The 25,296-nt window shown below is 71.4% G+C and carries 22 protein-coding genes and 1 riboswitch; of the genes, 17 read left to right on the top strand and 5 right to left on the bottom strand.

Annotated features, from left to right (window positions below):
• The first annotated feature begins 94 nt into the window (after positions 1–94).
• The 4 genes from ACF06X_RS24805 (at position 95) to ACF06X_RS24790 (ending at position 5,191) form a co-directional block, all read left to right on the top strand.
• Complete coding sequence (locus ACF06X_RS24805) at positions 95–1,528, top strand: RsmB/NOP family class I SAM-dependent RNA methyltransferase (RefSeq protein WP_392289503.1); 1,434 nt, start codon at positions 95–97, stop codon at positions 1,526–1,528.
• A gap of 153 nt (positions 1,529–1,681) precedes the next feature.
• A complete protein-coding gene (rpe, locus tag ACF06X_RS24800; protein ID WP_392289502.1) occupies positions 1,682–2,365 on the top strand; it encodes a ribulose-phosphate 3-epimerase in 684 nt (227 codons plus the stop codon).
• Positions 2,366–2,531: 166 nt separating this feature from the next.
• The gene (locus ACF06X_RS24795; RefSeq protein ID WP_392289501.1) at positions 2,532–3,581 is read left to right on the top strand and encodes a sugar-binding transcriptional regulator; all 1,050 of its coding nucleotides are present in this window, start codon (positions 2,532–2,534) and stop codon (positions 3,579–3,581) included.
• Positions 3,582–3,748: 167 nt separating this feature from the next.
• Positions 3,749–5,191, top strand: coding sequence for a GuaB1 family IMP dehydrogenase-related protein (locus tag ACF06X_RS24790; protein WP_392289500.1), 1,443 nt, complete (start codon positions 3,749–3,751; stop codon positions 5,189–5,191).
• A gap of 70 nt (positions 5,192–5,261) precedes the next feature.
• Here ACF06X_RS24790 and ACF06X_RS24785 read toward each other — a convergent pair whose 3' ends face one another.
• Positions 5,262–6,293 carry a GDSL-type esterase/lipase family protein gene (locus ACF06X_RS24785; RefSeq protein ID WP_392289499.1) on the bottom strand — a complete coding sequence of 344 codons (1,032 nt, stop codon included), beginning with the start codon at positions 6,291–6,293 and terminating at the stop codon, positions 5,262–5,264.
• A 300-nt stretch (positions 6,294–6,593) separates the two neighbouring features.
• Here ACF06X_RS24785 and ACF06X_RS24780 point away from each other — a divergent pair, with 300 nt between their 5' ends.
• From ACF06X_RS24780 to ACF06X_RS24765, 4 genes are all read left to right on the top strand, one after another.
• A complete protein-coding gene (locus tag ACF06X_RS24780) occupies positions 6,594–8,057 on the top strand; it encodes an amino acid permease (protein WP_392289498.1) in 1,464 nt (487 codons plus the stop codon).
• Between the two features lie 10 nt (positions 8,058–8,067).
• Positions 8,068–8,523, top strand: coding sequence for an Lrp/AsnC family transcriptional regulator (locus ACF06X_RS24775; RefSeq protein ID WP_015032260.1), 456 nt, complete (start codon positions 8,068–8,070; stop codon positions 8,521–8,523).
• 218 nt (positions 8,524–8,741) lie between these two features.
• On the top strand, positions 8,742–9,548 hold the full coding sequence (locus tag ACF06X_RS24770) for a carbon-nitrogen hydrolase family protein (RefSeq protein WP_392289497.1): 807 nt from the start codon (positions 8,742–8,744) through the stop codon (positions 9,546–9,548).
• 76 nt (positions 9,549–9,624) lie between these two features.
• The gene (locus ACF06X_RS24765) at positions 9,625–11,319 is read left to right on the top strand and encodes a flavin monoamine oxidase family protein (RefSeq protein WP_392289496.1); all 1,695 of its coding nucleotides are present in this window, start codon (positions 9,625–9,627) and stop codon (positions 11,317–11,319) included.
• A 105-nt stretch (positions 11,320–11,424) separates the two neighbouring features.
• On the opposite strand, the gene ACF06X_RS24760 is transcribed toward ACF06X_RS24765, so the two are convergent.
• From ACF06X_RS24760 to ACF06X_RS24750, 3 genes are all read right to left on the bottom strand, one after another.
• A complete protein-coding gene (locus ACF06X_RS24760; protein WP_392289495.1) occupies positions 11,425–12,153 on the bottom strand; it encodes a DUF5995 family protein in 729 nt (242 codons plus the stop codon).
• A gap of 73 nt (positions 12,154–12,226) precedes the next feature.
• Positions 12,227–13,642 carry a uracil-xanthine permease family protein gene (locus ACF06X_RS24755; protein ID WP_392289494.1) on the bottom strand — a complete coding sequence of 472 codons (1,416 nt, stop codon included), beginning with the start codon at positions 13,640–13,642 and terminating at the stop codon, positions 12,227–12,229.
• An 89-nt stretch (positions 13,643–13,731) separates the two neighbouring features.
• Positions 13,732–14,949 (bottom strand): MFS transporter, encoded by a 1,218-nt coding sequence (locus ACF06X_RS24750; protein ID WP_392289493.1) that lies wholly within the window; start codon positions 14,947–14,949, stop codon positions 13,732–13,734.
• A 100-nt stretch (positions 14,950–15,049) separates the two neighbouring features.
• Between ACF06X_RS24750 and ACF06X_RS24745 the strand changes: the two genes are divergently transcribed.
• Entirely contained in the window at positions 15,050–16,174 is a 1,125-nt protein-coding gene (locus tag ACF06X_RS24745) for an ROK family transcriptional regulator (RefSeq protein WP_392289492.1), read from the top strand.
• A gap of 123 nt (positions 16,175–16,297) precedes the next feature.
• Here the strand turns inward: ACF06X_RS24745 and ACF06X_RS24740 are convergent, their stop codons facing one another.
• The gene (locus tag ACF06X_RS24740; RefSeq protein WP_392289491.1) at positions 16,298–18,679 is read right to left on the bottom strand and encodes a chitinase C-terminal domain-containing protein; all 2,382 of its coding nucleotides are present in this window, start codon (positions 18,677–18,679) and stop codon (positions 16,298–16,300) included.
• A gap of 244 nt (positions 18,680–18,923) precedes the next feature.
• Positions 18,924–19,053, top strand: a riboswitch (FMN riboswitch).
• 194 nt (positions 19,054–19,247) lie between these two features.
• Here ACF06X_RS24740 and ribD point away from each other — a divergent pair.
• The 8 genes from ribD to ACF06X_RS24700 all read left to right on the top strand — a co-directional run bounded on the left by ribD (position 19,248) and on the right by ACF06X_RS24700 (position 25,245).
• Positions 19,248–20,402 (top strand): bifunctional diaminohydroxyphosphoribosylaminopyrimidine deaminase/5-amino-6-(5-phosphoribosylamino)uracil reductase RibD, encoded by a 1,155-nt coding sequence (gene ribD / locus ACF06X_RS24735; RefSeq protein ID WP_392289490.1) that lies wholly within the window; start codon positions 19,248–19,250, stop codon positions 20,400–20,402.
• Between the two features lie 2 nt (positions 20,403–20,404).
• Positions 20,405–21,013, top strand: a complete 609-nt coding sequence (locus tag ACF06X_RS24730) for a riboflavin synthase (RefSeq protein WP_392289489.1) — start codon at positions 20,405–20,407, stop codon at positions 21,011–21,013.
• Positions 21,014–21,057: 44 nt separating this feature from the next.
• Positions 21,058–21,648 (top strand): nicotinamide riboside transporter PnuC, encoded by a 591-nt coding sequence (locus tag ACF06X_RS24725; RefSeq protein ID WP_392289780.1) that lies wholly within the window; start codon positions 21,058–21,060, stop codon positions 21,646–21,648.
• Complete coding sequence (locus ACF06X_RS24720; protein WP_392289488.1) at positions 21,645–22,922, top strand: bifunctional 3,4-dihydroxy-2-butanone-4-phosphate synthase/GTP cyclohydrolase II; 1,278 nt, start codon at positions 21,645–21,647, stop codon at positions 22,920–22,922. The genes ACF06X_RS24725 and ACF06X_RS24720 overlap by 4 nt, the downstream gene beginning before the upstream one ends.
• Before the next feature lie 60 nt (positions 22,923–22,982).
• Positions 22,983–23,468, top strand: coding sequence for a 6,7-dimethyl-8-ribityllumazine synthase (gene ribH, locus ACF06X_RS24715; RefSeq protein WP_158985358.1), 486 nt, complete (start codon positions 22,983–22,985; stop codon positions 23,466–23,468).
• A gap of 34 nt (positions 23,469–23,502) precedes the next feature.
• Positions 23,503–23,775 carry a phosphoribosyl-ATP diphosphatase gene (locus ACF06X_RS24710; protein WP_053643769.1) on the top strand — a complete coding sequence of 91 codons (273 nt, stop codon included), beginning with the start codon at positions 23,503–23,505 and terminating at the stop codon, positions 23,773–23,775.
• Positions 23,776–23,849: 74 nt separating this feature from the next.
• Positions 23,850–24,698 carry an ATP phosphoribosyltransferase gene (hisG, locus tag ACF06X_RS24705; RefSeq protein WP_392289487.1) on the top strand — a complete coding sequence of 283 codons (849 nt, stop codon included), beginning with the start codon at positions 23,850–23,852 and terminating at the stop codon, positions 24,696–24,698.
• 94 nt (positions 24,699–24,792) lie between these two features.
• Positions 24,793–25,245 carry a PH domain-containing protein gene (locus ACF06X_RS24700; protein WP_392289486.1) on the top strand — a complete coding sequence of 151 codons (453 nt, stop codon included), beginning with the start codon at positions 24,793–24,795 and terminating at the stop codon, positions 25,243–25,245.
• Positions 25,246–25,296: the final 51 nt, after the last annotated feature.

Here is a 25,296-nt window from a genome sequence, read left to right as displayed (position 1 = left end):
AGGTCGGGAGGGGTGCGGGCGGTCGGGGGGCCGGTCCGGGGGAGGGCTTAGGCTGGGAGGGTTCGACCGTCTCACTTCGTCAGCGGAGCACCTTTTGAGCGAGCAGGCACGTCGCCGTCCCCCCAAGCCGTACCGGCGTCCCAAGAAGGACCCCGTCCGGATGCTCGCCTTCGAGGTGCTCAGGGCCGTCGACGAGCGGGACGCGTACGCGAACCTCGTGCTGCCGCCGCTGCTGAAGAAGGCGCGGGAGGGCGGCGACTTCGACACCCGCGACGCGGCGCTCGCGACCGAGCTGGTCTACGGGACGCTGCGGCGGCAGGGGACGTACGACGCGATCGTCGCGGCCTGCATCGACCGGCCGCTGCGCGAGGTCGACCCCCCGGTGCTCGACGTGCTGAACCTCGGGGCGCACCAGCTGCTCGGTACGCGCATTCCCACCCACGCGGCCGTCTCCGCGAGCGTGGAGCTGGCGCGGGTCGTCCTCGGGGACGGGCGGGCCAAGTTCGTGAACGCCGTACTGCGGAAGATCTCGCGGGACGACTTCGACACCTGGGTCGAGCGGGTCGCGCCGCCCTACGAGGACGACGCCGAGGATCACCTCGCGATCGTCCACTCCCACCCCCGCTGGGTGGTCACCGCGCTGTGGGACGCCCTCGGCGGCGGACGGGCCGGCATCGAGGACCTGCTGGAGGCCGACAACGAACGGCCCGAGGTCACGCTGGTGGCCCGCCCCGGTCGGTCCACGCCCCAGGAGCTGACCGAGGTGCTCGGCGAGGACACGGTGCTGCCCGGACGCTGGTCGCCGTACGCGGTACGGCTGGCCGAGGGCGGCGAACCCGGAGCCATCGAGGCGGTCCGCGAGGGACGGGCGGGCGTCCAGGACGAGGGCAGCCAGCTGGTCGCCATCGCGCTGGCCGCCGCGCCCCTCGAAGGCCGTGACGAGCGCTGGCTCGACGGATGCGCCGGGCCCGGCGGCAAGGCCGCGCTGCTCGGCGCCCTCGCCGCGGAGCGCGGGGCGACCCTGCTCGCCTCGGAGAAGCAGCCGCACCGCGCCCGGCTCGTCGAACGCGCGCTGGCCGGCAACCCCGGCCCGTACCAGGTCATCGCCGCCGACGGCACCCGCCCGCCGTGGCGGCCCGGCTCCTTCGACCGCGTGCTCATGGACGTGCCGTGTTCGGGGCTCGGCGCACTGCGCCGCCGGCCCGAGGCCCGCTGGCGTCGCCGCCCGGAGGACCTGGAGGGGTTCGCCCCGCTTCAGCGCGGCCTGCTGCGGGAGGCGCTGCGGGCCGTGCGCGTCGGCGGTGTCGTCGGCTACGCGACCTGCTCGCCGCACCTGGCCGAGACCCGCGTGGTCGTCGAGGACGTCCTGAAGGGCCGCGGCGGCCCCGCCGTCGAGGCGGAGTGGATCGACGTCCGTCCGCTCATGGCGGGCGTCCCCGGGCTCGGCGACGGACCGGACGTCCAGCTGTGGCCGCATCTCCACGGGACCGACGCGATGTACCTCGCCCTGCTCCGACGTACGGCCTGACGCCACCCGCCGCCGCCCACGAGTTGCCGGCGGGCGGCGAAAAAGCCCGAATGTCCGGGCTGTGACGCCCGTCGGAGCCCCGCGGTCGGACCGGATGTGAACCGAAACCGGTCCGCGGCAAAGAAGTGCCCAAGAACATGGCAGGCTTGGCACATGGCGCAGATCAATCCCAGCATCCTGTCCGCAGACTTCGCCCGCCTCGCCGAGGAGGCGAAGGCCGTCGAGGGTGCCGACTGGCTGCACGTCGACGTGATGGACAACCACTTCGTGCCGAACCTGACGCTCGGCGTGCCGATCGTCGAGTCGCTCAGCCGTGCCACGAACACCCCGCTGGACTGCCACCTCATGATCGAGGACCCCGACCGCTGGGCCCCCCAGTACGTCGAGGCCGGCGCCGGGTCCGTCACCTTCCACGTCGAGGCGGCCGCCGCGCCCGTGCGGCTGGCCCGCGAGATCCGGGCCAAGGGCGCGCGGGCGTCGATGGCGCTGAAGCCCGCGACGCCGATCGAGCCGTACGAAGACCTGCTTCCCGAGCTCGACATGCTGCTGATCATGACCGTCGAGCCCGGCTTCGGCGGTCAGGCCTTCCTCGACATCATGCTGCCGAAGATCCGCCGGACCCGTGAGCTGATCTCCAAGCACGGCCTGGAGCTGTGGCTCCAGGTCGACGGCGGCGTCGCGGAGTCCACCATCGAGCGCTGCGCCGAGGCCGGCGCCGACGTCTTCGTCGCGGGATCGGCGGTCTACGGCGCGGCGGACCCGGCCGAGGCCGTCCGCTCGCTGCGCGCCAAGGCCGACTCCGCGACCGCCTCGGCGGCGTGGGCGTGTGGCCACTGAGCCTCACCCAGATGAACGCGGTCCGTCGGCGGGTCGACAGGACTGATCAAGGGCCACCGGATCTGACAGGATGAACGGTGAGTCGAGAGTGTGAACAGCGGTAACTCGGCCAACGGCGGTCGAGCGGTTCGAGAGCAGAGCCTGAGCAGTTCGTGAGCAGCGGTACGTGAAGAGCAGTGAGGAGATCGCGGTGGCGGGTATCTCAGCGGGACGGTCAGCCCTGCGGATGGGACCCGCGGAGCTGGTGCAGGCGGCGGCCATGGCCCGCCGCTTCTACCTCGAGGGCAAGTCCAAGATCCAGATCGCCGAGGAGTTCGGCGTGAGCCGCTTCAAGGTGGCCCGGGTCCTGGAGACGGCGCTCGAACGCGACCTCGTACGCATCGAGATCCGCGTACCCGCAGAGCTGGACGCCGAGCGCTCCGACGCGCTCCGCGCCCGCTACGGGCTCCGCCATGCCGTCGTCGTCGAGTCCCCGGCGGAGGGCGAGGACGAGTCGCCCGACCCGGAGAACCTCGGCGAGGTCGCGGCCGACCTGCTCGGCGAGCTGGTCACCGAGGGCGACGTCCTGGGCCTGGCCTGGGGCCGTTCCACCATCCACATGGCCGCGGCCCTCGACCGGCTGCCCCCGTGCACGGTCGTGCAGCTCACGGGCGTGTACGACGCGGGCACCGCCGAGCGCGGCTCGGTCGAGGCGGTACGGCGGGCGGCGCAGGTCTCCGGCGGCGAGGCGCACCCCATCTACGCGCCGATGCTGCTGCCCGACCCGGCCACCGCGGCCGCGCTGCGCAACCAGACCGGTATCGCGCGGGCCTTCGAGTACTTCGACAAGGTCACGGTCGCCTGTGTGTCGATCGGCTCCTGGGAGCCCGGCATCTCGACCGTGCACGACATGCTCACGGACGAGGAGCGCGCCCACTACGCCTCGCTCGGCGTCGCCGCCGAGATGTCCGCGCACCTCTTCGACGCCGACGGGCGCCGGGTGGGACGCGACCTGGGTGAGCGCTGCATCACCGTCGAGGCCGACCGGCTCCGCCGCATCCCCGAGGTCGTGGCCATCGCCGGCGGTCAGCGCAAGGCGGCGGCGATCGGCGCGGTCCTGCGGTCGGGTCTCGTCACCAGCCTCGTGACCGACCGCGCGGCGGCGGACTTCCTCCTCACCGAGTCGGCCCCCGGCCCCCGCCCGGCCCTCGACCGCACGGACCCGGACGACGTCTGAGGGGCACGGCAAGGGAGTTTTCGGAGGATCCTACAGGGGTGCTCCCGCAAGCCTCGGATGAATCGCCCGGGACCGGTTCGCGCGTCGTCGTGGGACAATGAACTACGTGCTTTTTCCCCTGGCTGAAATGCCTAGGGGCCACTCCGATCGACTGGGATGTTCAGCACGTGCGTTTCCTCAATGACGTCAAGCCGCCGTACGACCTGACGTACGACGATGTGTTCATGGTGCCGAGCCGTTCGGCCGTGGGCTCCCGCCAGGCCGTCGACCTCACCTCGCCGGACGGTTCCGGTACGACGATCCCGCTGGTCGTCGCCAACATGACCGCGATCGCCGGCCGCCGCATGGCCGAGACCGTCGCCCGACGTGGCGGCATCGTCGTCATCCCGCAGGACATCCCGATCGAGGTCGTCACCGACGTCATCGCGTGGGTGAAGAGCCGCCACCACGTCCTCGACACCCCGATCGTCCTCGACCCCCACCAGACCGTCGCCGACGCCCTCTCCCTGCTCCCCAAGCGGGCGCACGACGCCGGTGTCGTCGTCGACGAGGACCGCCGTCCGATCGGTGTGGTCACCGACGCCGACCTCTCCGGGGTCGACCGCTTCACCCAGCTGTCCGAGGTCATGTCGAAGGACCTGCTGCTCCTCGACGCCGACATCGAGCCCCGCGAGGCGTTCAACACGCTGGACCACGCCAACCGCCGGTACGCCCCGGCCGTCGACAAGGACGGGCGTCTGGTCGGCATCCTGACCCGCAAGGGCGCGCTGCGCGCGACCCTCTACACCCCGGCCACCGACAAGCACGGCAAGCTCCGCATCGCCGCCGCCGTCGGTATCAACGGCGACGTGGCGGGCAAGGCCAAGCAGCTCCTCGACGCGGGGGTCGACACCCTCGTCGTCGACACCGCGCACGGCCACCAGGAGTCGATGATCGCCGCGATCAAGGCCGTCCGCGGTCTCGACCCGCAGGTGCCGATCGTCGCCGGCAACATCGTCGCCGCCGAGGGTGTGCGCGACCTCATCGAGGCCGGCGCGGACATCATCAAGGTCGGTGTGGGCCCCGGCGCCATGTGCACCACCCGCATGATGACCGGTGTCGGCCGCCCGCAGTTCTCCGCCGTCCTGGAGTGCGCCGCCGAGGCGAAGAAGTACGGCAAGCACGTCTGGGCCGACGGCGGTGTCCGCCACCCGCGCGACGTCGCCATGGCGCTCGCCGCCGGCGCGTCCAACGTCATGATCGGTTCCTGGTTCGCCGGGACGTACGAGTCCCCGGGCGACCTCCACGCCGACGCGAACGGGCGCCTCTACAAGGAGTCCTTCGGCATGGCCTCGGCCCGCGCCGTGCGTAACCGTACGAGCGAGGAGTCGGCCTACGACCGCGCGCGCAAGGGCCTCTTCGAGGAGGGCATCTCGACCTCCCGGATGTTCCTCGACCCGGCCCGTCCGGGCGTCGAGGACCTGATCGACTCGATCATCGCGGGCGTCCGCTCCTCCTGCACGTACGCGGGCGCGGGCTCGCTGGCCGAGTTCGAGGAGAAGGCCGTCGTCGGCATCCAGAGCGCCGCCGGTTACGCCGAGGGCAAGCCGCTGCACGCCAGCTGGAGCTAGCAGCCGGTCGCTTTCCGGCCCAGGGCCCCCGCGAGTCTCTCGCGGGGGCCCTTCGGCGTATCCGACGCGCTCACGCCGGTACGTGCGGGCGCAGCGCCCGGGCGACCGCGGCCGCGATGAGCGCGTGGCCCGCGTCGTCGGGGTGCAGGCCGTCCGCCAGGTGCTCGGGGCCGAGCAGGTCCCGGCCGGAGAGCACCAGGAGCCGCTGGTCGCCCTCCGACGCCAGGTCGCGCCCCGCGTGCTCCATCGCCGTGCGCAGGTCGCCCAGGGTGGCGCCCAGGGCGTTGCGGGTGGTCTCGGCCTCCGGGCGCAGGACGGGCGAGAGGATCAGCAGCGGGGCGTCCGGGTGGCCCCGGCGGACGAGCCCGACGTAGGCGCGGACCGTCTCGTACAGCCAGCCGGCCGAAGACGGGACCCTGGACCAGCAGTTGGTGCCGAAGGCCAGGGTGACGAGCTCGCCCGGGAGCCGTGCGAGCTGCTCGGCGAGCGGCAGCTCACCGCGCGCGCCGCCCGCGAACCCGAGGTTGACCGTGTCCAGGCCGAGCGTCCTCCCCGCCGTCGCCGGCCAGGAGTGGGCGGGCCTCGTCGACCACCAGCCCTCGGTGATCGAGTCGCCGTGCACCAGCCAGCGCGGCCGGCCGGGGGCGGGCGAGAGCGCACCGCCGACCGCGCGCAGGCCGAGGACCACCGGCGCCCGGTCCTCCGGCGGATGGACGCTGAACACCCCACCACCCGCGGGGAGTTCGAGCGTGACCGTGGCCTCCTCGGCCGGCTCCGTCACGACCTCGCCGACGCACCTCGTCCCGCGCCACAGCGCGAAGCAGTGCGGCAGGGAGCCGGGCGAGGCCGCCCGGTAGCGCAGCTCGACGGACCGGGTGCCCGGCGTGGCCGTGAACTCCACCCGTACCCCGATGGGCAGGGCGGCCCGCTCCACGGTGTCCCAGGGCAGCCGGGCGAGGTCGGCGGGGTCGGCCCGCACCGCGCGGCCCCGGTCGAGCCACGCCGTACCGCGCAGGAAGGGTCCCGGGCCGAGCCAGTCAGCCGCCGCCACCTCCTCCTGGCGAAGGGGTGCGGAGGGCTCGCGGAGCGGGTCGGCCGGCATGAGAAGTCCATGCCACGCCGGAGGCGCTTCACACCCCGTTCGCACCCTTGATGTGTCGATTCATGCAGCGAGGCGCAATGTTTCCCCGTCTGTGCCGCAAGTGCGCAATGATCATCCGCAGGTGCGCAACAACTCTGCATTACGGACGCGAACCGTGAAGGCTTAGGCTCATGCCTCGTACCAGGAGTGGCGGCGACCGCCTGCTCGGCGGTCCCCCATCCCTCGCGGGTTCCTTTCCCCCCTGCTCGCGTGCCGCCGCGGTCGTCGCGTCCCGACAGGCAGCGATCAAGGAGCCCCGCAGTGCTGGATCAAGGCACAGCCCCGCCGGCCACCGAGCCGACCGTCCCCAAGAGCTCGGTGCTCTCCGCCCTCACCCGGCGCAAGCCGGTAGAACAGCTGGTCGCGGAGGGTGGACAGGGTGAGGGCGGCAGTCTTCGCCGCACGCTCTCGATGTGGCAGCTGACCATGATCAGCATCGGTGCCACCCTCGGCACCGGCATCTTCGTCGTCCTCGGCGAGGCCGTCCCGCTGGCGGGCCCGGCCGTCACCGTCGCCTTCGTCTTCGCCGGCCTCACGGCGCTCTTCTCGGCCCTCTCGTACGCGGAACTGGCCGGCACGATCCCCGTCGCGGGCTCCTCCTACTCGTATGCGTACGCAACGATGGGTGAAGTCGTCGCCTGGATCTGCGGCTGGTGTCTGCTCCTGGAGTACGGCGTCTCCGTCGCGGCCGTGGCCGTCGGCTGGGGCGACTACCTCAACGAGCTCCTCGACGGCACCATCGGCGTGACCCTGCCGACGGTGCTCACCGCGCCCCCCGGCGACGGCGGCATATTCAACCTGCCGGCACTGATCGTCGTGATGCTGGCGATGCTGTTCCTGCTCGGTGGGGCCAAGGAGTCCGCCCGCGCCAACACGATCATGGTGTTCGTCAAGATCGCCTCGCTCGCGCTCTTCTGCGCCGTCGGCTTCATCGGCTTCAAGTCCGGCAACTACGCGGACTTCATGCCGCTGGGCATGGGGAGCATCGGCGCCGCCGGCGCCATCCTCTTCTTCTCGTACATCGGCTTCGACGCCGCCTCCACCGCGGGTGAAGAGGCCAAGAACCCCAAGCGTGACCTGCCGCGGGCGATCATGCTCTCCCTGGTCATCGTCACCGCGCTGTACGTGCTCGTCGCCGCGGTCGCCGTGGGCGCCTGGGACTGGAAGAAGTTCGCCGGCACCGATGCCACCCTCGCCGCGATCATGAACGACGTCACCGGACAGAGCTTCTGGGGCACCCTGCTCGCCGCCGGCGCGGTGATCTCCATCGCCAGCGTCGTCCTCACCGTGCTCTACGGCCAGACCCGCATCCTCTTCGCGATGTCCCGCGACCGCCTGGTGCCCAAGGTCTTCGGCAAGGTGAACCCGAAGACGGGAACCCCCCGCGCCAACACCGTGATCGTCTCGCTCTTCTGCGGAATCCTCGCCGCGGCCGTCCCGCTCGGCGAGCTGGTGAACGCGACCAGCATCGGCACGCTCTTCGCCTTCGCCCTGGTCAACATCGCGGTCGTGGTGCTCCGCTACCGCCGCCCCGACATGGACCGCTCCTTCAAGGTGCCGTTCGGGCCGCTCTTCCCCGTGCTCGGATTCCTCTTCTGCGGATACAGCATGTACAGCCTCGACCTGATCACCTGGGCGTACTTCGGTGCGTGGATGGCCGTCGGCCTCGTGTTCTACTTCCTGTACGGCATGCGCCGCTCCCGTCTGGCCTCCGCAGAGAAGTGATCCACCCGTAGTGCGACTCAACGACCTCGACGAACGCATCGTCCACGCCCTCGCGGAGGACGCCCGCCGCTCGTACGCCGACATCGGCTCGCTCGTCGGTCTCTCCGCGCCCGCCGTGAAGCGGCGCGTGGACCGGCTCCGGGCCGAGGGCGCCATCACCGGCTTCACCGTACGGGTGGACCCGGCGGCGCTCGGCTGGGAGACCGAGGGGTTCGTCGAGATCTACTGTCGCCACAACACCTCGCCGGACGACATCCGGCGAGGCCTGGAGCGCTACCCCGAGGTGGTGTCCGCGTCGACCGTCACCGGCGACGCGGACGCCGTCGTCCAGGTCTTCGCCTCGGACATGCGCCACTTCGAGCGCGTCCTGGAGCGGATCGCGGGTGAGCCGTTCGTGGAGCGCACCAAGTCCGTCCTGGTGCTCTCGCCGCTGCTGCGGCGCTTCTCCTCCGGCTCACCCGCCTAGCCCCACGCGTGGGGGGCGGAGGGACACGTCCCACCCGCGGAACGGTCCTCTTCACGCCGTCGGACGAGGTGCGCGCAACGAATCGCCGCCCGCCCGGCTAAGCGCGCAACACATCGACGGTCGGTCCGCAACGGTCGAGTCTTGTCCCGGTGGAGCACGGAACCGTACCGTTTTGACGTCTTCCTTCCACCCCTTTCCACCCCCGCGAGGTCCCGCCCATGCCGCCGCTGCGCACCGCCCTGCTCCAGAGCTCCGGACAGCCCGGTGACGTGGCCGCCAACCTCGCCGTCCTCGCGGACGCGGCCGAGCGGGCCGCGGCCACCGGGGCCCGCCTGCTGGTCGCCCCTGAGCTCTTCCTCACCGGCTACGCGATCGGTGACGACGTCCCCCGTCTCGCCGAGCCCTCCGACGGCCCCTCCGCCGACGCGGTCGCAACCCTCGCCGCCCGCCACGGCCTGGCGATCGGCTACGGCTACCCGGAGCGGGACCCCGAGCGGCACGGGGTGGTCTACAACTCCGCCCAGCTGATCGGCGCCGACGGCGCCCGCCTGGCGAACTACCGCAAGACCCACCTCTTCGGCTCCTTCGAGCGGAAGTGGTTCACCCCCGGCGAGCAGTCCGTCGTCCAGGCGGAGCTCGACGGGGTCCGGCTCGGCATGATGATCTGCTACGACGTGGAGTTCCCGGAGAACGTCCGCTCGCACGCGCTCGCCGGCACCGACCTCCTCCTGGTGCCGACCGCGCAGATGCACCCCTTCCAGTTCGTCGCCGAGTCGCTGATCCCGGTCCGCGCCTTCGAGAACCAGATGTACGTGGCGTACGTGAACCGGACCGGACCCGAGGGCGACTTCGAGTTCGTCGGGCTCTCCACACTCGCCGGCCCCGACGGCACCGCCCGCGCCCGCGCCGGCCGCGGCGAGGACCTCGTCTTCGGCGAGGTCGACCCCGCCTTCCTGGCGGCCTCCCGCGAGCACAACCCCTACCTGCGAGACCGCCGCCCCGGCCTCTACGGCTCACTCGTCTGAGCCGGGCTCCCCAGAGCCGCCCCTCCCGCCTTCCTGCCCCCTCCCCAGTCTTTTCCGTGCAAGGAGTCCGTACCCCATGACGTCCACGGTGCCCACCGCCGTCCAGCACACCGACGCGCAGCCGCCGATCACCATGTTCGGTCCGGACTTCCCGTACGCCTACGACGACTACCTGGCCCACCCGGCCGGGCTCGGCCAGATACCCGCGACCGAGCACGGCACCGAGGTCGCCGTCATCGGCGGCGGTCTCTCCGGCATCATCGCCGCGTACGAGCTGATGAAGATGGGCCTCAAGCCCGTCGTCTACGAGGCCGACCAGATCGGCGGCCGGCTGCGCACCGTCGGCTTCGAGGGCACCGGCACCGAGGGTCTGACCGCCGAGATGGGCGCCATGCGCTTCCCGCCCTCCTCCACGGCCTTCCAGCACTACATCGACCTGGTGGGCCTGGAGACGCGGGCCTTCCCGAACCCGCTCGCCGAGTCGACCCCCTCGACCGTCGTCGACCTCAAGGGCGAGTCGCACTACGCCACGACCGTCGACGACCTCCCGCAGGTCTACCGCGACGTGATGAACGCGTGGAACGCCTGCCTGGAGGAGGGCGCCGACTTCTCCGACATGAACCAGGCGATGCGCGAGCGCGACGTCCCGCGCATCCGCGAGATCTGGGCCAAGCTCGTCGAGAAGCTCGACAACCAGACCTTCTACGGCTTCCTGTGCGAGTCGGAGGCCTTCAAGTCCTTCCGGCACCGCGAGATCTTCGGCCAGGTCGGCTTCGGCACCGGCGGCTGGGACACCGACTTCCCCAACTCCATCCTGGAGATCCTGCGCGTCGTCTACACCGAGGCCGACGACCACCACCGCGGCATCGTGGGCGGCTCGCAGCAGCTGCCGCTGCGCCTGTGGGAGCGCGAGCCGGAGAAGATCGTGCACTGGGCGCAGGGCACCTCGCTGTCCTCGCTCCACGGGGGCGAGCCGAAGCCCGCCGTGACCCGGCTCAACCGCACCGCCGGCAACCGGATCACCGTCACGGACGCCTCCGGTGACATCCGTACGTACCAGGCGGCGATCTTCACCGCCCAGTCCTGGATGCTGCTCTCCAAGATCGCCTGCGACGACTCGCTCTTCCCGATCGACCACTGGACGGCGATCGAGCGCACCCACTACATGGAGAGCTCCAAGCTCTTCGTCCCGGTCGACCGGCCGTTCTGGCTGGACAAGGACGAGGAGACCGGCCGGGACGTCATGTCGATGACGCTGACCGACCGGATGACCCGCGGCACGTACCTCCTGGACGACGGCCCGGACAAGCCGGCCGTCATCTGCCTGTCGTACACCTGGTGCGACGACAGCCTGAAGTGGCTGCCGCTGTCCGCGAACGAGCGGATGGAGGTCATGCTGAAGTCGCTCGGCGAGATCTACCCGAAGGTCGACATCCGCAAGCACATCATCGGCAACCCGGTGACCGTGTCGTGGGAGAACGAGCCGTACTTCATGGGCGCCTTCAAGGCGAACCTGCCGGGCCACTACCGCTACCAGCGGCGTCTGTTCACCCACTTCATGCAGGACCGGCTGCCGGAGGACAAGCGGGGCATCTTCCTCGCGGGCGACGACATCTCCTGGACGGCCGGCTGGGCCGAGGGCGCCGTGCAGACGGCGCTGAACGCGGTGTGGGGCGTCATGCACCACTTCGGCGGTGCGACCGACGCCACCAACCCCGGCCCGGGTGACGTGTACGACGAGATCGCCCCGGTGGAGCTCCCGGAGGACTGACCCCGTAGCGCGCACACAGACCGGCCCCCGTGGAACTTCCCGGGGGCCGGTCCCGTTGGGGGTGTGGGGCGGACAGCATCGGTGCGCGAGCGGCCGCGAGAGCGGTCAGCCGCACGGTGCGAGCGGCGTCAGCAGCATCCGCCCCACCAGACCCACCGACCGGTCGAGGCGTTCGGAGAACTCCTCGGCCAGGTCGGGCAGCCCCCGCAGCTGCCACAGCGAGCGGGCGGCGAGCCAGGCGCCGTCGCGGGCCCGCTCCAGGCTCCAGCAGCCGAGCAGATGGGTCAGCGGGTCGGCGATCTCCAGCAGGTCCGGGCCCGGCATCAGCTCCTCGCGGATGCGCTCCTCCAGCAGGACGAGGATGTCGCCGACGCGGTCGAACTCGTCCTCCAGCTCCGCGGGCGAGCACTCGAGGGCGCGGCAGCTGTCGACCACCGCGAGGGCCAGGTCATGACCGATGTGCGCGTTGATCCCGGCGAGCGCGAACTGCAGCGGTCGTACGCCGGGATGGCGCCGGTACGTGAAGAGCGGCCGCCAGCAGGCCGGGGCGGGGGAGCCCGTGGCGACGGCGTCGACCACCGAGAGATAGCGCTCGGCGAAGCGGACGTCGAGCGTCGTGGCGGCCCGGCGGTCGGCGAAGGTGCCCGCCTCGATGGCGTGGCCGATCTCCTCCGTCACCGTGAGATAGACGCGGTTGAAGACGGCGACCCCGTCGGCCGGATGCCAGGCGGAGCGGATGGTCCGCATCCGCTCCACCACCGGGTCGACCGCCGTGAACTGCCCGATCTCTTCGGCCGCGGCCTGCGGGGCCGCGATCTGCTGGGTCTGCGCCATGGGGGCAGCGTCGCAGCAGCGGGGTCCGGGAGGGAACCTTCCGGGCCCGGCTTCCTCATATCGGGCGAAAGGTCTACGGCTTGGTGGCGGGCGCCTCGTCCGCGCCGCTTCCGGCCGCGCCGCTCTCGTACGAGCTGGTGCCGGAGTCGAGCAGGGGCTCGTGTTCCTTCAGATGGGCGGGGGCGAAGGCCCGCAGCACGTGGTATCCCGTGATCACGACGAGGGTGCCGAGCGCGATCCCGCCGAGCTCGAAGGTGTCGGTGAAGGTCAGCTTCACCCCGCCGACGCCGATGATGATGCCCGCCGCTGCCGGCACCAGGTTGAGCGGGTTGCGCAGGTCCACCTTGGCGTTGATCCAGATCTGCGCGCCGAGCAGGCCGATCATGCCGTACAGGATCACGGTGATGCCGCCGAGGACGCCGCCGGGGATCGCGGCCACGACCGCGCCGAACTTCGGGCAGAGGCCGAAGAGCAGCGCGAATCCCGCCGCGGCCCAGTAGGCGGCGGTGGAGTAGACCCGGGTGGCGGCCATGACGCCGATGTTCTCGGAGTACGTGGTGTTCGGCGGGCCGCCCACGGCGGTGGAGAGCATCGAGGCGGCGCCGTCGGCGGCGATCGCGGTGCCGAGCCTGTCGTCCAGCGGGTCGCCGGTCATCTCGCCGACGGCCTTGACGTGCCCGGCGTTCTCGGCGATCAGCGCGATCACGACCGGCAGGGCGACCAGGATCGCGGACCACTCGAAGCTCGGGCCGTGGAACGACGGCAGGCCGATCCAGTCGGCGGTGGCGACGCCGGACAGGTCCAGGCGCCAGTGGTCGGTGACCTGGCCGCTCGGCGACATCGAGTGGATCTTCCCGAAGACCAGGTCGAAGACCCAGGAGACGGCGTACCCGAAGATCAGGCCGAGGAAGATCGCGACGCGCGACCAGAAGCCGCGCAGACAGACCACGGCGAGGCCGGTGAACAGCATCACCAGCAGGGCCGTCCACTGGTCCTGCGGCCAGTAGGTGGCGGCGGTGACCGGGGCGAGGTTGAAGCCGATCAGCATCACGACGGCGCCGGTCACGATCGGGGGCATCGCCGCGTGGATGATCCGCGCGCCGAACCTCCGTACCGCGAGTCCCGCCAGGAAGAGCACCAGGCCGACGACGAGCACCGCGCCGGTGACGGTCGCGCTGGTGCCGCCGGAGGCACGGATGGCCGCGGCGACACCGACGAAGGAGAGCGAGCAGCCGAGATAGCTGGGGACCGTGCCCCGGGTGGCGAGCAGGAAGATCACCGTCGCGACACCGGACATCATGATCGCGAGGTTCGGGTCGAGGCCCATGAGCACGGGGGCGACGAAGGAGGCGCCGAACATGGCCACCACGTGCTGGGCGCCGAGGCCGGCCGTACGGGGCCAGGAGAGCCGCTCGTCCGGCCGGACGACGGCTCCTGGAGCGGGTGTCCGTCCGTCGCCGTGCAGGGTCCAGCGCACGCCGAGGTTCATGGGGTCGCTCCAGTTCTCCGGTTCCGACGGCCGCGTCCGGACCGCGAAAGATCAGCCACATGGTAATCCGCCGCAGGTCACCGGGGTTCTCAGGAGACCCGGCCCGAACCCGCCGTACGGCTCTCGCCCGCCGACTTCGCCGTCGCCCGCGGGCCGGGGCGGAGCACCCCGGCGCCGAGCACCAGGCCGAAGGCCAGCAGCGTGACCAGACCGAAGGAGAACACCAGCGAGGTTGCGTCGGCGATCCCGCCGATCGCGGAGGGCGCGATGAGGCCGGAGGTGTACGTGATGGTGGCGACGCCCGCGATCGCCTGGCTCGGGTTGGGGCCGCTGCGCCCCGCGGCGGCGAAGGCGAGCGGGACGACGACGGCGACACCGAGGCCGATGAGCCCGAAACCGGCCATCGCGAGGGCGGCGTGCGGGGCCATGACGACGAGCAGCCCGCCGAGGGTCGCGGCGACGCCCCCGACCCGTACCGTCCGTACGGCCCCGAACCGGTCGACGACCCGGTCGCCCATCAGCCGGGCGACGGCCATGGTCAGCGCGAAGGCGGTGGTGGAGGCCGCGGCGACCCCGGCCGACGAGCCGAGCTCGTCGCGGAGGTAGACCGCCGACCAGTCCAGGCTCGCCCCCTCGGCGAAGACGCCGCAGAATCCGATGGCGCCGATGATCAGGGCGGACTTCGGCGGCAGCGAGAAGCGCGGCGGCGGTTCCTCGTCGGGGGCGCTCTGCAGATCGAGCACGCCCTGGCAGAAGGCGAGGCCGAGCGCGGTGAGGACGAGGGCGGCGATCAGGTGGTGGAGCCGGGCGTCCCCGCCGAGGTGGGCCGCGACGGTGCCCGCGGCGGAGCCGATGAGCGCCCCCGCGCTCCACATCCCGTGCAGGCTGGACATGATCGACTTACCGAGCCGGTTCTCGACCTCGACACCGAGCGCGTTCATCGCCACGTCGGACATGCCGGCCGTGGCGCCGAAGACGAAGAGCGCCGCGCACAGCCCGTAGACGTTCGGGGCGAGCGAGGGCAGGGTCAGGGACAGCGTCCACAGGGCGAGCAGTCCGCGCAGCGCGGTGCGGGCCCCGAGGCGGTGGCTGATGGCGCCGGCCAGCGGCATCGCGACCGAGGCGCCGAGCGCGGGGAAGGCGAGGGCGAGGCCGAGCTGCCCGGCGCTGACGCCGGCGTGGTCCTGGATCCAGGGGATGCGCGTGGCGAAGCTGCCGGTGACCGCGCCGTGGACGCAGAAGACGGCGGCGACGGCGAAGCGCGCCCGGCGCAGTCGCTCGGTACTGAAGACGGTCTCGCCCGCCATGTGCCCTCCCTCGGTCGGTGCGCAGTAAACTATCAGGGACCCTGCCTGATAAATAGTGGGGCGGCGGAAACCGTCGGTACGCGTCTGAGAGGATCCCGGCATGCCCGCATCCCCGAGCACCGCCCGGGCCATCAACGACCGGCTCGCCCTGCGACTGCTCCAGGACGAGGGGCCGTTGACGGCCACTCAGCTGAAGACGCTGACGGGACTCTCCCGTCCCACCGTCGCCGACCTCGTCGAACGGCTCCAGGGCTCCGGACTCGTCCGCGTCGTGGGGGAGTCCGGCGCGGAGCGGCGCGGCCCCAACGCCAAGCTGTACGGGATCGTCGCGGACCGCGCCCACCTCGCCGCGCTCGACGTCCGCACCGATTCCGTGGCCCTCACCGTCGCCGACCTCCTCGGCACCACACTCGCCGAGGCCTCGGCCCCGATCGGCGGTCAGGACGGGACCGGGCCCGCCGTCGAGAAGGCCGTCTCGCTCCTGGAGCGGACCGCGAAATCGGCCGGGGTGGAGCACCTGCACAGCGTCGCCGTCGGCGCGCCCGGACTGATCGACCCGGCGACCGGGGAGCTGCGGGACACGACGGGGCTCCCCGAGTGGCACCGGCGGCTCGTCGCCGCACTCCAGGAGCGCCTGCCCGCGACCGTGCTCGTCGAGAACGAGACCAACCTCGCGGCCGTGGCGGAGCAGCGGCTCGGCGCCGCCCGGGACCGCGACACCTTCGTGCTGCTCTGGCTCGGTCAGGGCGTCGGCGCGGCCCTCGTCCTGGACGGCCGGCTGCGCCGGGGTGCCTCCGGCGGGGCCGGCGAACTCGGCTTCCTGCCGGTGCCCGGCACCTCCGGACTGCCCTCGGCCACCGGCTGCGAAGGCGGCTTCCACGAGCTGGCCTGCGCGGCGGCGGTGGAGGCCCTCGCCGTGGAGCACGGCCTCGACCCGGCCGGTGCGCTCGGCTCCGGGCACGGACCCTTCCTGGACGCGCTGGCCCGCCGCCTGGCCGTCGGCGCGGCGGCCGTCGCCTCGGTCCTGGACCCGGGCTGTGTGGTCCTCGGAGGCGGGACGGGCCATCTGGGCGGCCCCGCGCTCGCCGCCCGCGTGGAGACCGAACTCGCCGCGCTCTCCCCGCTCCGTACGGAGGTCCGCGCCACCGCCCTCGGCGACACGGCCGTCCTTCGCGGCGCCCTCCTGGCCGCCCGCGACGCGGCCCAGGACGCGCTCTTCCCGTAGGTGGTGTCCCCAGGGTGAACGCCGTCGCCGCGGCCCGCACATGCGGGCCGCGGCGAGGGTGGTTGAGGACCCGGCGGCGGCAAGGGCCGGAGAACCGCCGCCGGGCGTTTCAAGGAGTCACGATCAGCAGGTGCCGAGGTCCTTCCAGACGCCCCACTGGCCGGTCGTGCCGGGCTCCTCGTTCTGGGTCCACCACTGGGCCTTCCACTTGTGGCCCTTGTGGGAGACCTCGTTGCCGGCGTTGTAGATCGTGCCGGCCACGTACGCCGGAGCGGTGCAGGTGCCGCCCGGGTTGGTCGGCGTCGGCGTCGGCCCCGTCGGGGTCGGCGTCGGACCTGTGGGCGTCGGGGTCGGGGTCGGCGTGGGGGTCGGCGTCGGGGTCGAGCCGCCCGGCTCCACCACCGTCGTCCCGCGCGCCAGGTCACCGGCGAGCGCGTACGTCGTCCCGCTGATGTTCACCGTCCAGTTCGACGGCGTTGAGACCGGCAGGTAGTAGTTGAACGACAGGTCCACGGTCGCGCCCGGAGCCAGCGACTGCCAGGCCGGCAGCTTGAGCGACACCCGGTGGAAGTCGCCCTTCAGGCCGCCCACGTTGCTGCCGGTGTGGTCGCTGCTGATCACCTTCGTACCGAAGCCGGACTGGTCGGAGGCGTTGTTCGGGGCCGCGGTCGCGTAGTCGAACTGGAACTCCGTGCCACCGGGCAGCGCGGTCTTCGTGTGGTTGGTGATCCTGATCTTCGGGGTGATCGGGTAGTTCGAGTCGCCCAGCTTGAAGTCGGTGAACTCGACGCCGACGTTCACGGCCTTCGTCGGCAGCGTCGCGTTCGACTTCCTGGCGCCGTACGGGGTGGCGGCCTTGAACTTGTCGTACATCAGCGAGGTGAGCGTGGAGCCCATCTCGTACTGGCCCTTGGCGGCGTTCCAGGCGTAGTCGCCGGCCATCTCCCAGACCATCGTGCCGCCGATGCCGCGGCTCACGACGTAGTCCGCCTTCGCGGCCACCGACTGCTCGTCCTCGGTGGAGAGGAAGACCTTCTTCTGCGCGTTCCACAGCCACGGCGCGACCAGGGTCGAGTCGTACTTACGGGCGTAGGTGCCGGTCAGCGTGGTGTTCGCCGGGAAGCCGTACCGGGTGACGTAGTCGCCGACGATCCCCTTCTCGAGGTTCTTGGCGTGCCACATCGGGTTGGAGCCGGCCGGCGACTCGACGCCGTTGGTGTCCTTGTCGTGCCAGAGGTTGTCGATGCCGACGGCGCCGTCGCCGCACTTGCTCAGGCCCGCCCCCGCCGGGCAGGTGGTCGCCGCCGCCTTGCCCCACAGACCGTCCGTGCCGCCCTGCACGTTCTTGTGGCCGCGGGTGTAGTACGGCAGACCGATGTTGATCCGGCCGGCCGGCATCGAGCCGCGGAAGTAGTGGTACGCCCAGTCGGTGTTGAGGTAGCCGATCCCGCCGTACTGCGAGGAGCCGTAGACGTTCGCGGCGGCCAGTTCGGCGTCCTTGCCGTCGTCGAAGAGCGAGGCGTTGGGGCCGACGTACTCGTTCCACGCGCCGTGCAGGTCGTAGGACATGATGTTGACGTAGTCCAGGTACTTCTGGCTCTGGTACGTCTCCATGCCGCGCAGCAGGTAGCCGGAGGAGGGCGCGGCGACGGTCAGCAGGTAGTGCTTCCCGTCGGCGGCGCCGGCCCGGTCGAGCTTCTCGCGCAGCGACTTCATCAGCGCGTCGTAGCCCTTGACCAGGCCCGCGCGACGGGCGTTGGAGAGCTGCCAGTCGAGCGGGTTGCCCGCGTCCTTCATCGTCGTCGGGTACTCGTAGTCGATGTCGACGCCGTTGAAGCCGTACTTCTTGATGAAGGCGACGGCCGAGTCCGCGAACGTGTCGATCCCGGCCTGGTTGACCGACCCGTCGGCGTTGGTGGCCATCGAGTAGAAGCCGCCGGAGTTCACCCGGGTGCCGTTGTCGTCGAAGTAGCCGCCGGTCTCCGCCCAGCCGCCGACCGAGATCAGCGTCTTGACGTCCGGGTGCTTCTTCTTGAACTTGTTGAGCAGGTTGAAGTGGCCCTTGTAGGCGTACGCCGGGTCCATCTCGGCGCCCGCGACACCGGGCCAGGTCATCCCGGTCGCCGCGTTGTTCGGCCCGTCCGTGCCCACCGACAGCCTGTTGTCGGAACCGATGTGCCCGAAGGCGTAGTTGATGTGGGTGATCTTGTCCCACGGGATGTTGTTGGCGAGGTAGGCGGGCTCGCCGTTCTTGCCGGTGCGCCAGCCGGTGAAGTAGCCGATGACCCGGCGCTGGTGGTCCGCGCCCATCTTCTCGCGGCCCTCGGTGTCGTAGACCGAGCAGTACGGGACGTCGACGCCGGGCGTCTTGTACAGCCCGTCCGGGCGACAGCCCTCGTTGTCGGCCGCGTGCGAGACGCCGCCGGAGAGCGAGCTGACCAGCAGCCCGGCGACGGCCGCGCCGGACGCGAGCAGCGAGGCTCTCGTCTTGGTGGGGGACAACACGATCGGTTCCTCCTGGGAGGTCGGGCCGAACACAACGAACAAAGGGGTGGGTCGTGTTGGGCCCGTGGAGTGCGCACACCGGCGGGCCGTTACCTCGGAGGTGACACGGAGATTAAGAGGACTAGACCAGTGCGTCAATAGGTCTGGACCAAGGAAGGGGTGGTTCTGTGCCTGTGAGCCAGCCCACAGGGCATCACCCGCATGGCCCACGATCAGCCGTGGCACACTGGCCCTGTATCAGCAGCAGCGCACTCCGGGGTCGGTGTAATTCCGAACCGGCGGTATAGTCCGCGACCCGTCCGCAGCCAGCGGCCGGTTGACCAGGTGAGATTCCTGGACCGACGGTGAAAGTCCGGATGGGAGGCAGTGCGCGGCGGGCGACCCCTTCACGGGCGCGCCGGCCGTATTCCGCTGGTCGCCGCCGCCGGTTCTCCGGCGCCGCCGGTCTCTCCGGCACCCGTGGCGACCGCTGTATGCGGCCTCGGTGCTCCCTCGCGAGGTCGGTGTTCCCGCTCTCTGTCGTCATCGACAGCCCCGGAGTCCGTGCCCGAAGAGGCAGGAGGACCCGGTGGCCACGCAGGCCGACATCACCGCCATGCGCCGAGCGATCGCGCTCGCCGCCCGCGGACTCGGCTCCACCAGCCCCAACCCGGTCGTCGGCTGCGTCGTCCTCGACGCCTCCGGACACCAGGTCGGCGAGGGCTGGCACCAGCGCGCCGGCGGACCGCACGCCGAGATCCACGCCCTGCGCGCGGCCGGCGTCCTCGCCCGCGGCGGCACCGCGTACGTCACCCTCGAACCCTGCAACCACACCGGCCGCACCGGCCCCTGCGCCCAGGCCCTCGTCGAGGCCGGCATCAGCCGCGTCGTGTACGCCGTCGGTGACCCGGACCCGCAGGCCACCGGCGGTGCCGACACCCTCCGGACGGCCGGCGTGGAGGTCCTGGGCGGCCTCCTCGCGGACGAGGCCGAGGCCGGCAACATCGCCTGGCTCACCTCCGTACGCCTCGGCCGCCCCCACGTCACGTGGAAGTACGCCGCCACCTTCGACGGCCGAATCGCCGCCGCCGACGGCACCTCCCGCTGGATCACCTCCGCCGAGTCGCGCGCCGACGTCCACCGGCTGCGGGCCGAGGCCGACGCCGTCGTGGTCGGCTCGGGCACGGCCCGCGCCGACGACCCCCATCTGGCGGTACGAGGCGTGGAAGAGGCCGTCCAGCCGCTGCGGGTCGTCGTCGACACCGAGGCCACGGCCGTGAAGCCGGGCGCCCGGATCCTGGACGGCGCCGCACCCACCCTGATCGCCGTCGCCGAGGACGCCGAGACCTCGCTGACCGATGTCGTACGCCTCCCCAGGGCGGAGCGGGGCCTCTCGGTCCCCGCCCTTCTGGACGCCCTCCACGCCCGCGGGGTGCGCTCCGTCCTCCTCGAAGGAGGACCCACCCTCGCGGCCGCCTTCGTCGCGGCGGGAGCCGTCGACCGGATCGTCGGCTACCTCGCCCCGGTCCTCCTCGGCGCGGGCCCGAACGCCCTCGCCGACGCCGGAATCACCACCATCGCCGACGCGGTGCGGCTCGACGTCACCGAGACCGTCCGCATCGGCCCCGACCTTCGTATCACCGCCACTCCCGTCACCACCGCTACTCCAGTCATCCCCGCCACCACCGCCACTCCAGTCATCCCCGCCACCACCGCCACTCCCGTCCCGAAGAAGGAGCGCTGAGCGTGTTCACCGGAATCGTCGAAGAACTGGGTGAGGTCACCGCCGTCGAGAAGCTGGACGACGCGTCCCGCTTCCGCCTGCGCGGCCCCCTGGTCACGGAAGGCGCCAAGCACGGCGACTCCATTGCCGTCAACGGTGTCTGTCTCACGGTCGTCGAGTTCGGCGACGGCGAGTTCACCGCCGACGTGATGGCCGAGACGCTCAAGCGGTCGAGCCTCGGCGCCCTGGAGGTCGGCTCCCGGGTCAACCTGGAGCGGCCCATGGCCGTCGGAGACCGCCTCGGCGGCCACATCGTCCAGGGACACGTCGACGGCACCGGCACGATCCTGGAGCGGACCCCGTCCGAGCACTGGGAGATCGTCAAGATCGCCCTGCCCGCCCAGCTCTCCCGCTACGTCGTCGAGAAGGGCTCGATCACCGTCGACGGCGTCAGCCTCACCGTCGTCGAGGCCGCGGCCGACTGGTTCACCATCAGCCTCATCCCCACGACCCTCGCCCTGACGACCCTGGGCATCAAGCAGCCCGGAGACCCGGTCAACCTCGAGGTCGACGTCATCGCCAAGTACGTCGAGCGGCTGCTCGGCCCGAACGCCCGGGAGAACGTCAAGTGAACTGGCTCAACTCCGTGGCCTTCACCGCCTTCGGGCAGCACATCATGTGGTCCGACATGATCGGCAACACGATCGGCCTGATCGCCCTCGCGCTCGGCTGGCGGCGCTCGATCCTCACCTGGCCCGCCCAGCTGCTCTCCGGCGTCATCCTCGTCGGCGCCTACGCCTCGGCCCACCTCAGTGGCGGCGTCGGCAAGCAGCTCCTGGTCATAGGCGTCGCCGCCTGGGGCTGGTGGCAGTGGAACCGCGGCAGGCGGCAGGCCCAGGACGGCTCCATCGCCGTCCGCTTCGCCACCTGGAAGGAGCGCGGCCTGCTCCTCGCCGGCGCCGTCCTCGGCACCCTCGCGGTCGGCGGCCTCTTCACGCTCTACCCCTCGCTCTCCTGGAGCCCGTGGGCCGACGCGTACATCTTCGTCGGCACGCTCGTCGCGATGGTCGCCCAGGCCCGCGGCCTGGTCGAGTTCTGGTTCGCCTGGCTCCTCGTCGACCTGGTCGGCGTGCCCCTCGCCTTCAACAGCGGCCTCGCCTTCTCCGGCCTGGTCTACGTGATCTACTTCGCCCTCGTCATCTGGGGCATGCGCGACTGGTGGCTCCGGACGCGTACGGCTCCCGCTCTGGAAGGAGCCCTCTCATGAGTGCGCTGCCCCTGTGGGACGCCACCGACCTCTCCCTCGACCCGGTCGAGCAGGCCATCCGCGACATCGCCGCCGGCCGCCCCGTCGTCGTCGTCGACGACGAGGACCGCGAGAACGAGGGCGACCTCGTCATCGCCGCCGAGATGGCCACCCCCGAGGTCGTCGCCTTCATGATGAGCGAGTGCCGCGGCCTCATCTGCGCCCCCATGGAGGGGGACGAGCTGGAGCGCCTCCAGCTCCCGCAGATGGTCGAGCACAACACGGAGTCGATGCGCACCGCGTTCACCGTCTCCGTCGACGCCGCACCCGCGCACGGCGTCACCACCGGCATCTCCGCGGCCGACCGGGCCACCACCCTGCGGATGCTGGCGAGCGGCGCGTACGAACCCTCCGACTTCGTCCGCCCCGGCCACATCTTCCCGCTGCGTGCCAAGACCGGCGGCGTCCTCGTCCGCAACGGCCACACCGAGGCCGCGGTCGACCTGGCCCGCCTCGCGGGCCTGCGCCCGGCCGGCGCGATCGTCGAGATCGCCGGTGAGGACGGCGTCATGCTGCGCCTGCCCGAGCTCGTCCCGTTCGCCCGCAAGCACGGCCTCACGATCATCTCGATCGAGGACCTCGTCGCCTACCGCCGCTCCGCCGAGCCGACCGTCCGCCGCGAGGCCGAGGTCCGGCTGCCGACCGCGCACGGCGACTTCACCGCGTACGGCTACCGCTCCACCGTCGACGGCGTCGAGCACGTCGGGCTCGTCCACGGCGAGATCGGCGACGGCGAGGACGTCCTGGTCCGGGTCCACTCCGAGTGCCTGACCGGCGACATCTTCCACTCGCTGCGCTGTGACTGCGGCCCCCAGCTGAAGGCCTCCATGGACCGGATCACCGAGGCCGGCCGCGGCGTCGTCGTCTATCTGCGGGGCCACGAGGGCCGCGGCATCGGCCTGCTGTCCAAGCTGCGCGCGTACGAGCTCCAGGAGCGCGGCCGCGACACCCTCGACGCCAACCTGGAGCTGGGCCTGCCCGCCGACGCCCGCGACTACGCGGCCGGCGCGCAGATCCTCGTCGACCTCGGCGTTCGCAGCCTGCGGCTGATGACCAACAACCCCGACAAGATCGACGCCCTCACCCGGTACGGCCTGAGGGTCGAGGGCCGCGAGGCCATGCCGATCCAGGCGGGCGAGCACAACATCAGCTATCTGCGCACCAAGCGGGACCGGATGGGGCACGACCTGCCCTGGCTGGAGGCCCCCACGGCCACCACCTGCGGCAACCAGTAAGCAGCAACCAAGCAGTCAGCAGTCAGCAGTCAGTACCGAGCAATCCGAGCAGGGAGAGACATGAGCGGCAAGGGCGCACCCGTCCTCAGCGTGAAGAACTGCGGCGACCTCCGGGTCGCGGTCGTCGCGGCGCAGTGGCACGAGAAGATCATGGACGGACTCGTCGACGGCGCGCTGCGGGCCCTGCACGAGCTCGGCATCGACGAGCCGACGCTGCTGCGCGTCCCGGGCAGCTTCGAGCTCCCGGTGGTGGCGAAGGTCCTCGCCGGTCGCGGCTACGATGCCATCGTCGCGCTCGGCGTCGTCATCCGCGGCGGAACCCCGCACTTCGAGTACGTGTGCCAGGGCGTCACCCACGGCCTCACCCAGGTCTCGATCGACACCGGCGTACCCGTCGGCTTCGGCGTCCTGACCGTCGACAACGAGGAGCAGGCCCTCGACCGGGCCGGCCTCGAGGGCTCCAGCGAGGACAAGGGCCACGAGGCCGTCACCGCCGCCGTCGCCACCGCGACCACGCTGCGCACGGTCAGCGAACCCTGGCGCTGAGCCACGATCCTCACCCCGTACTCTTAGGACCATCATGGCGAACAAAACCTTCGAAGAGCTCTTCGCCGAGCTCAAGCTCAAGGCCGAGAACGGCGACCCGGCCACCTCCCGCACCGCGGAACTGGTGGACAAGGGCGTCCATGCCATCGGCAAGAAGGTCGTCGAGGAGGCCGCCGAGGTCTGGATGGCCGCCGAGTACGAGGGCAAGGAAGCCGCCGCCGAGGAGATCTCGCAGCTGCTGTACCACGTCCAGGTGATGATGGTCGCCCGCGGGATCTCGCTCGACGACGTCTACGCCCACCTCTGAGCACACGCGTCACACCGGTCACACAGTCCCACTCCCACTCCCCGGCACACTCTCAGGCAAAGGAAGCTCACCCCATGCTGCGCATCGCCGTCCCCAACAAGGGTTCACTGTCCGGACCTGCGTCGGCGATGCTCCATGAGGCCGGCTACCGCCAGCGCAAGGAGTCGAAGGAACTCGTCGTCATCGACCCCGAGAACGAGGTCGAGTTCTTCTACCTGCGCCCCAAGGACATCGCGATCTACGTGGCCTCGGGCAAGCTCGACATCGGCATCACCGGCCGTGACCTGCTGCTGGACTCCGGCGCCAACGCCGAGGAGATCCTCCCGCTGAACTTCGGCCGGTCGACCTTCCGCTACGCCACCCGCCCCGGCACCGCGAAGGGCCCGGAGGACTTCGGCGGGATGACGATCGCCACCTCGTACGAGGGAATCGTCGCCAAGCACCTCGCCGACCAGGGCATCGACGCCTCCGTCGTCCACCTCGACGGCGCGGTCGAGACCGCGATCCAGCTGGGCGTCGCTCAGATCATCGCCGACGTCGTCGAGACCGGCACCAGCCTGCGCAACGCCGGCCTGGAGGTCATCGGCGAGCCGATCCTCAAGTCCGAGGCCGTCGTCGTCCGGCGCGCCGGCGCCACCACCGACGACCCCGGGGTCCAGACGTTCCTGCGCCGCCTCCAGGGCGTCCTGGTGGCCCGCAGCTACGTGATGATGGACTACGACTGCCGTGCCGAGCACCTGGAGCAGGCCGTCGCCCTCACCCCGGGCCTGGAGTCGCCCACGATCTCGCCCCTGCACAACGAGGGCTGGGTCGCGGTCCGGGCCATGGTCCCGGCCAAGGACGCGCAGCGGATCATGGACGACCTGTACGAACTGGGTGCCCGCGCCATCCTGACGACGGCCATCCACGCCTGCCGTCTCTGACGACGACCCACGGCCCACGCGGTACCCACGCCGCACGCACGAGGCCACACACGAGGCCACACGCGAGGCCACGCACGAGGCACAGAGGAACAGCATGACCGAGTCACCGACGCCCGCCCTTCCGGTCACCTTCCGGCCGGGCCGCACCCGTGCGGTCCTGCTGACCGTGGGAACGGTGATGTTCGCCGTCATCACCGCCGTCGCGCTGATGCTGGAGCGGCTCGGCCCCGGCGAGCGGGCCAGCTTCATCTTCATCGCCGCGCTCTTCCTCGGCGTCCTCGCGCTGCTCAGCCGGCCCAAGGTCGTCGCCGACGAGAACGGGGTCACGGTCGTCAACATCACCCGGACGCGCCGACTCGCGTGGGCGGAGATCCTGCGGGTCAACCTGCGGCCCGGCGACCCCTGGGTCTTCCTGGACCTGAGCGACGGCACCAGCATGCCCGCACTCGGCATCCAGCCCGGTATCGCCAAGCAGCAGGCCATCCGCGACGCCCGCGCCCTGCGAGCTCTCGCCGAAAGCCGCGGCACCGGCCCCGAGGCCGGCTGAGTCCCCCATACGGGGGGTGACCCCCTGCCCCGCGCCGGGTCGGCGTGATTA

This window comes from Streptomyces sp. NPDC015346, from assembly GCF_043078785.1.
GTDB lineage: Bacteria > Actinomycetota > Actinomycetes > Streptomycetales > Streptomycetaceae > Streptomyces.
This window is presented reverse-complemented; position numbering and strand designations above follow the sequence as displayed.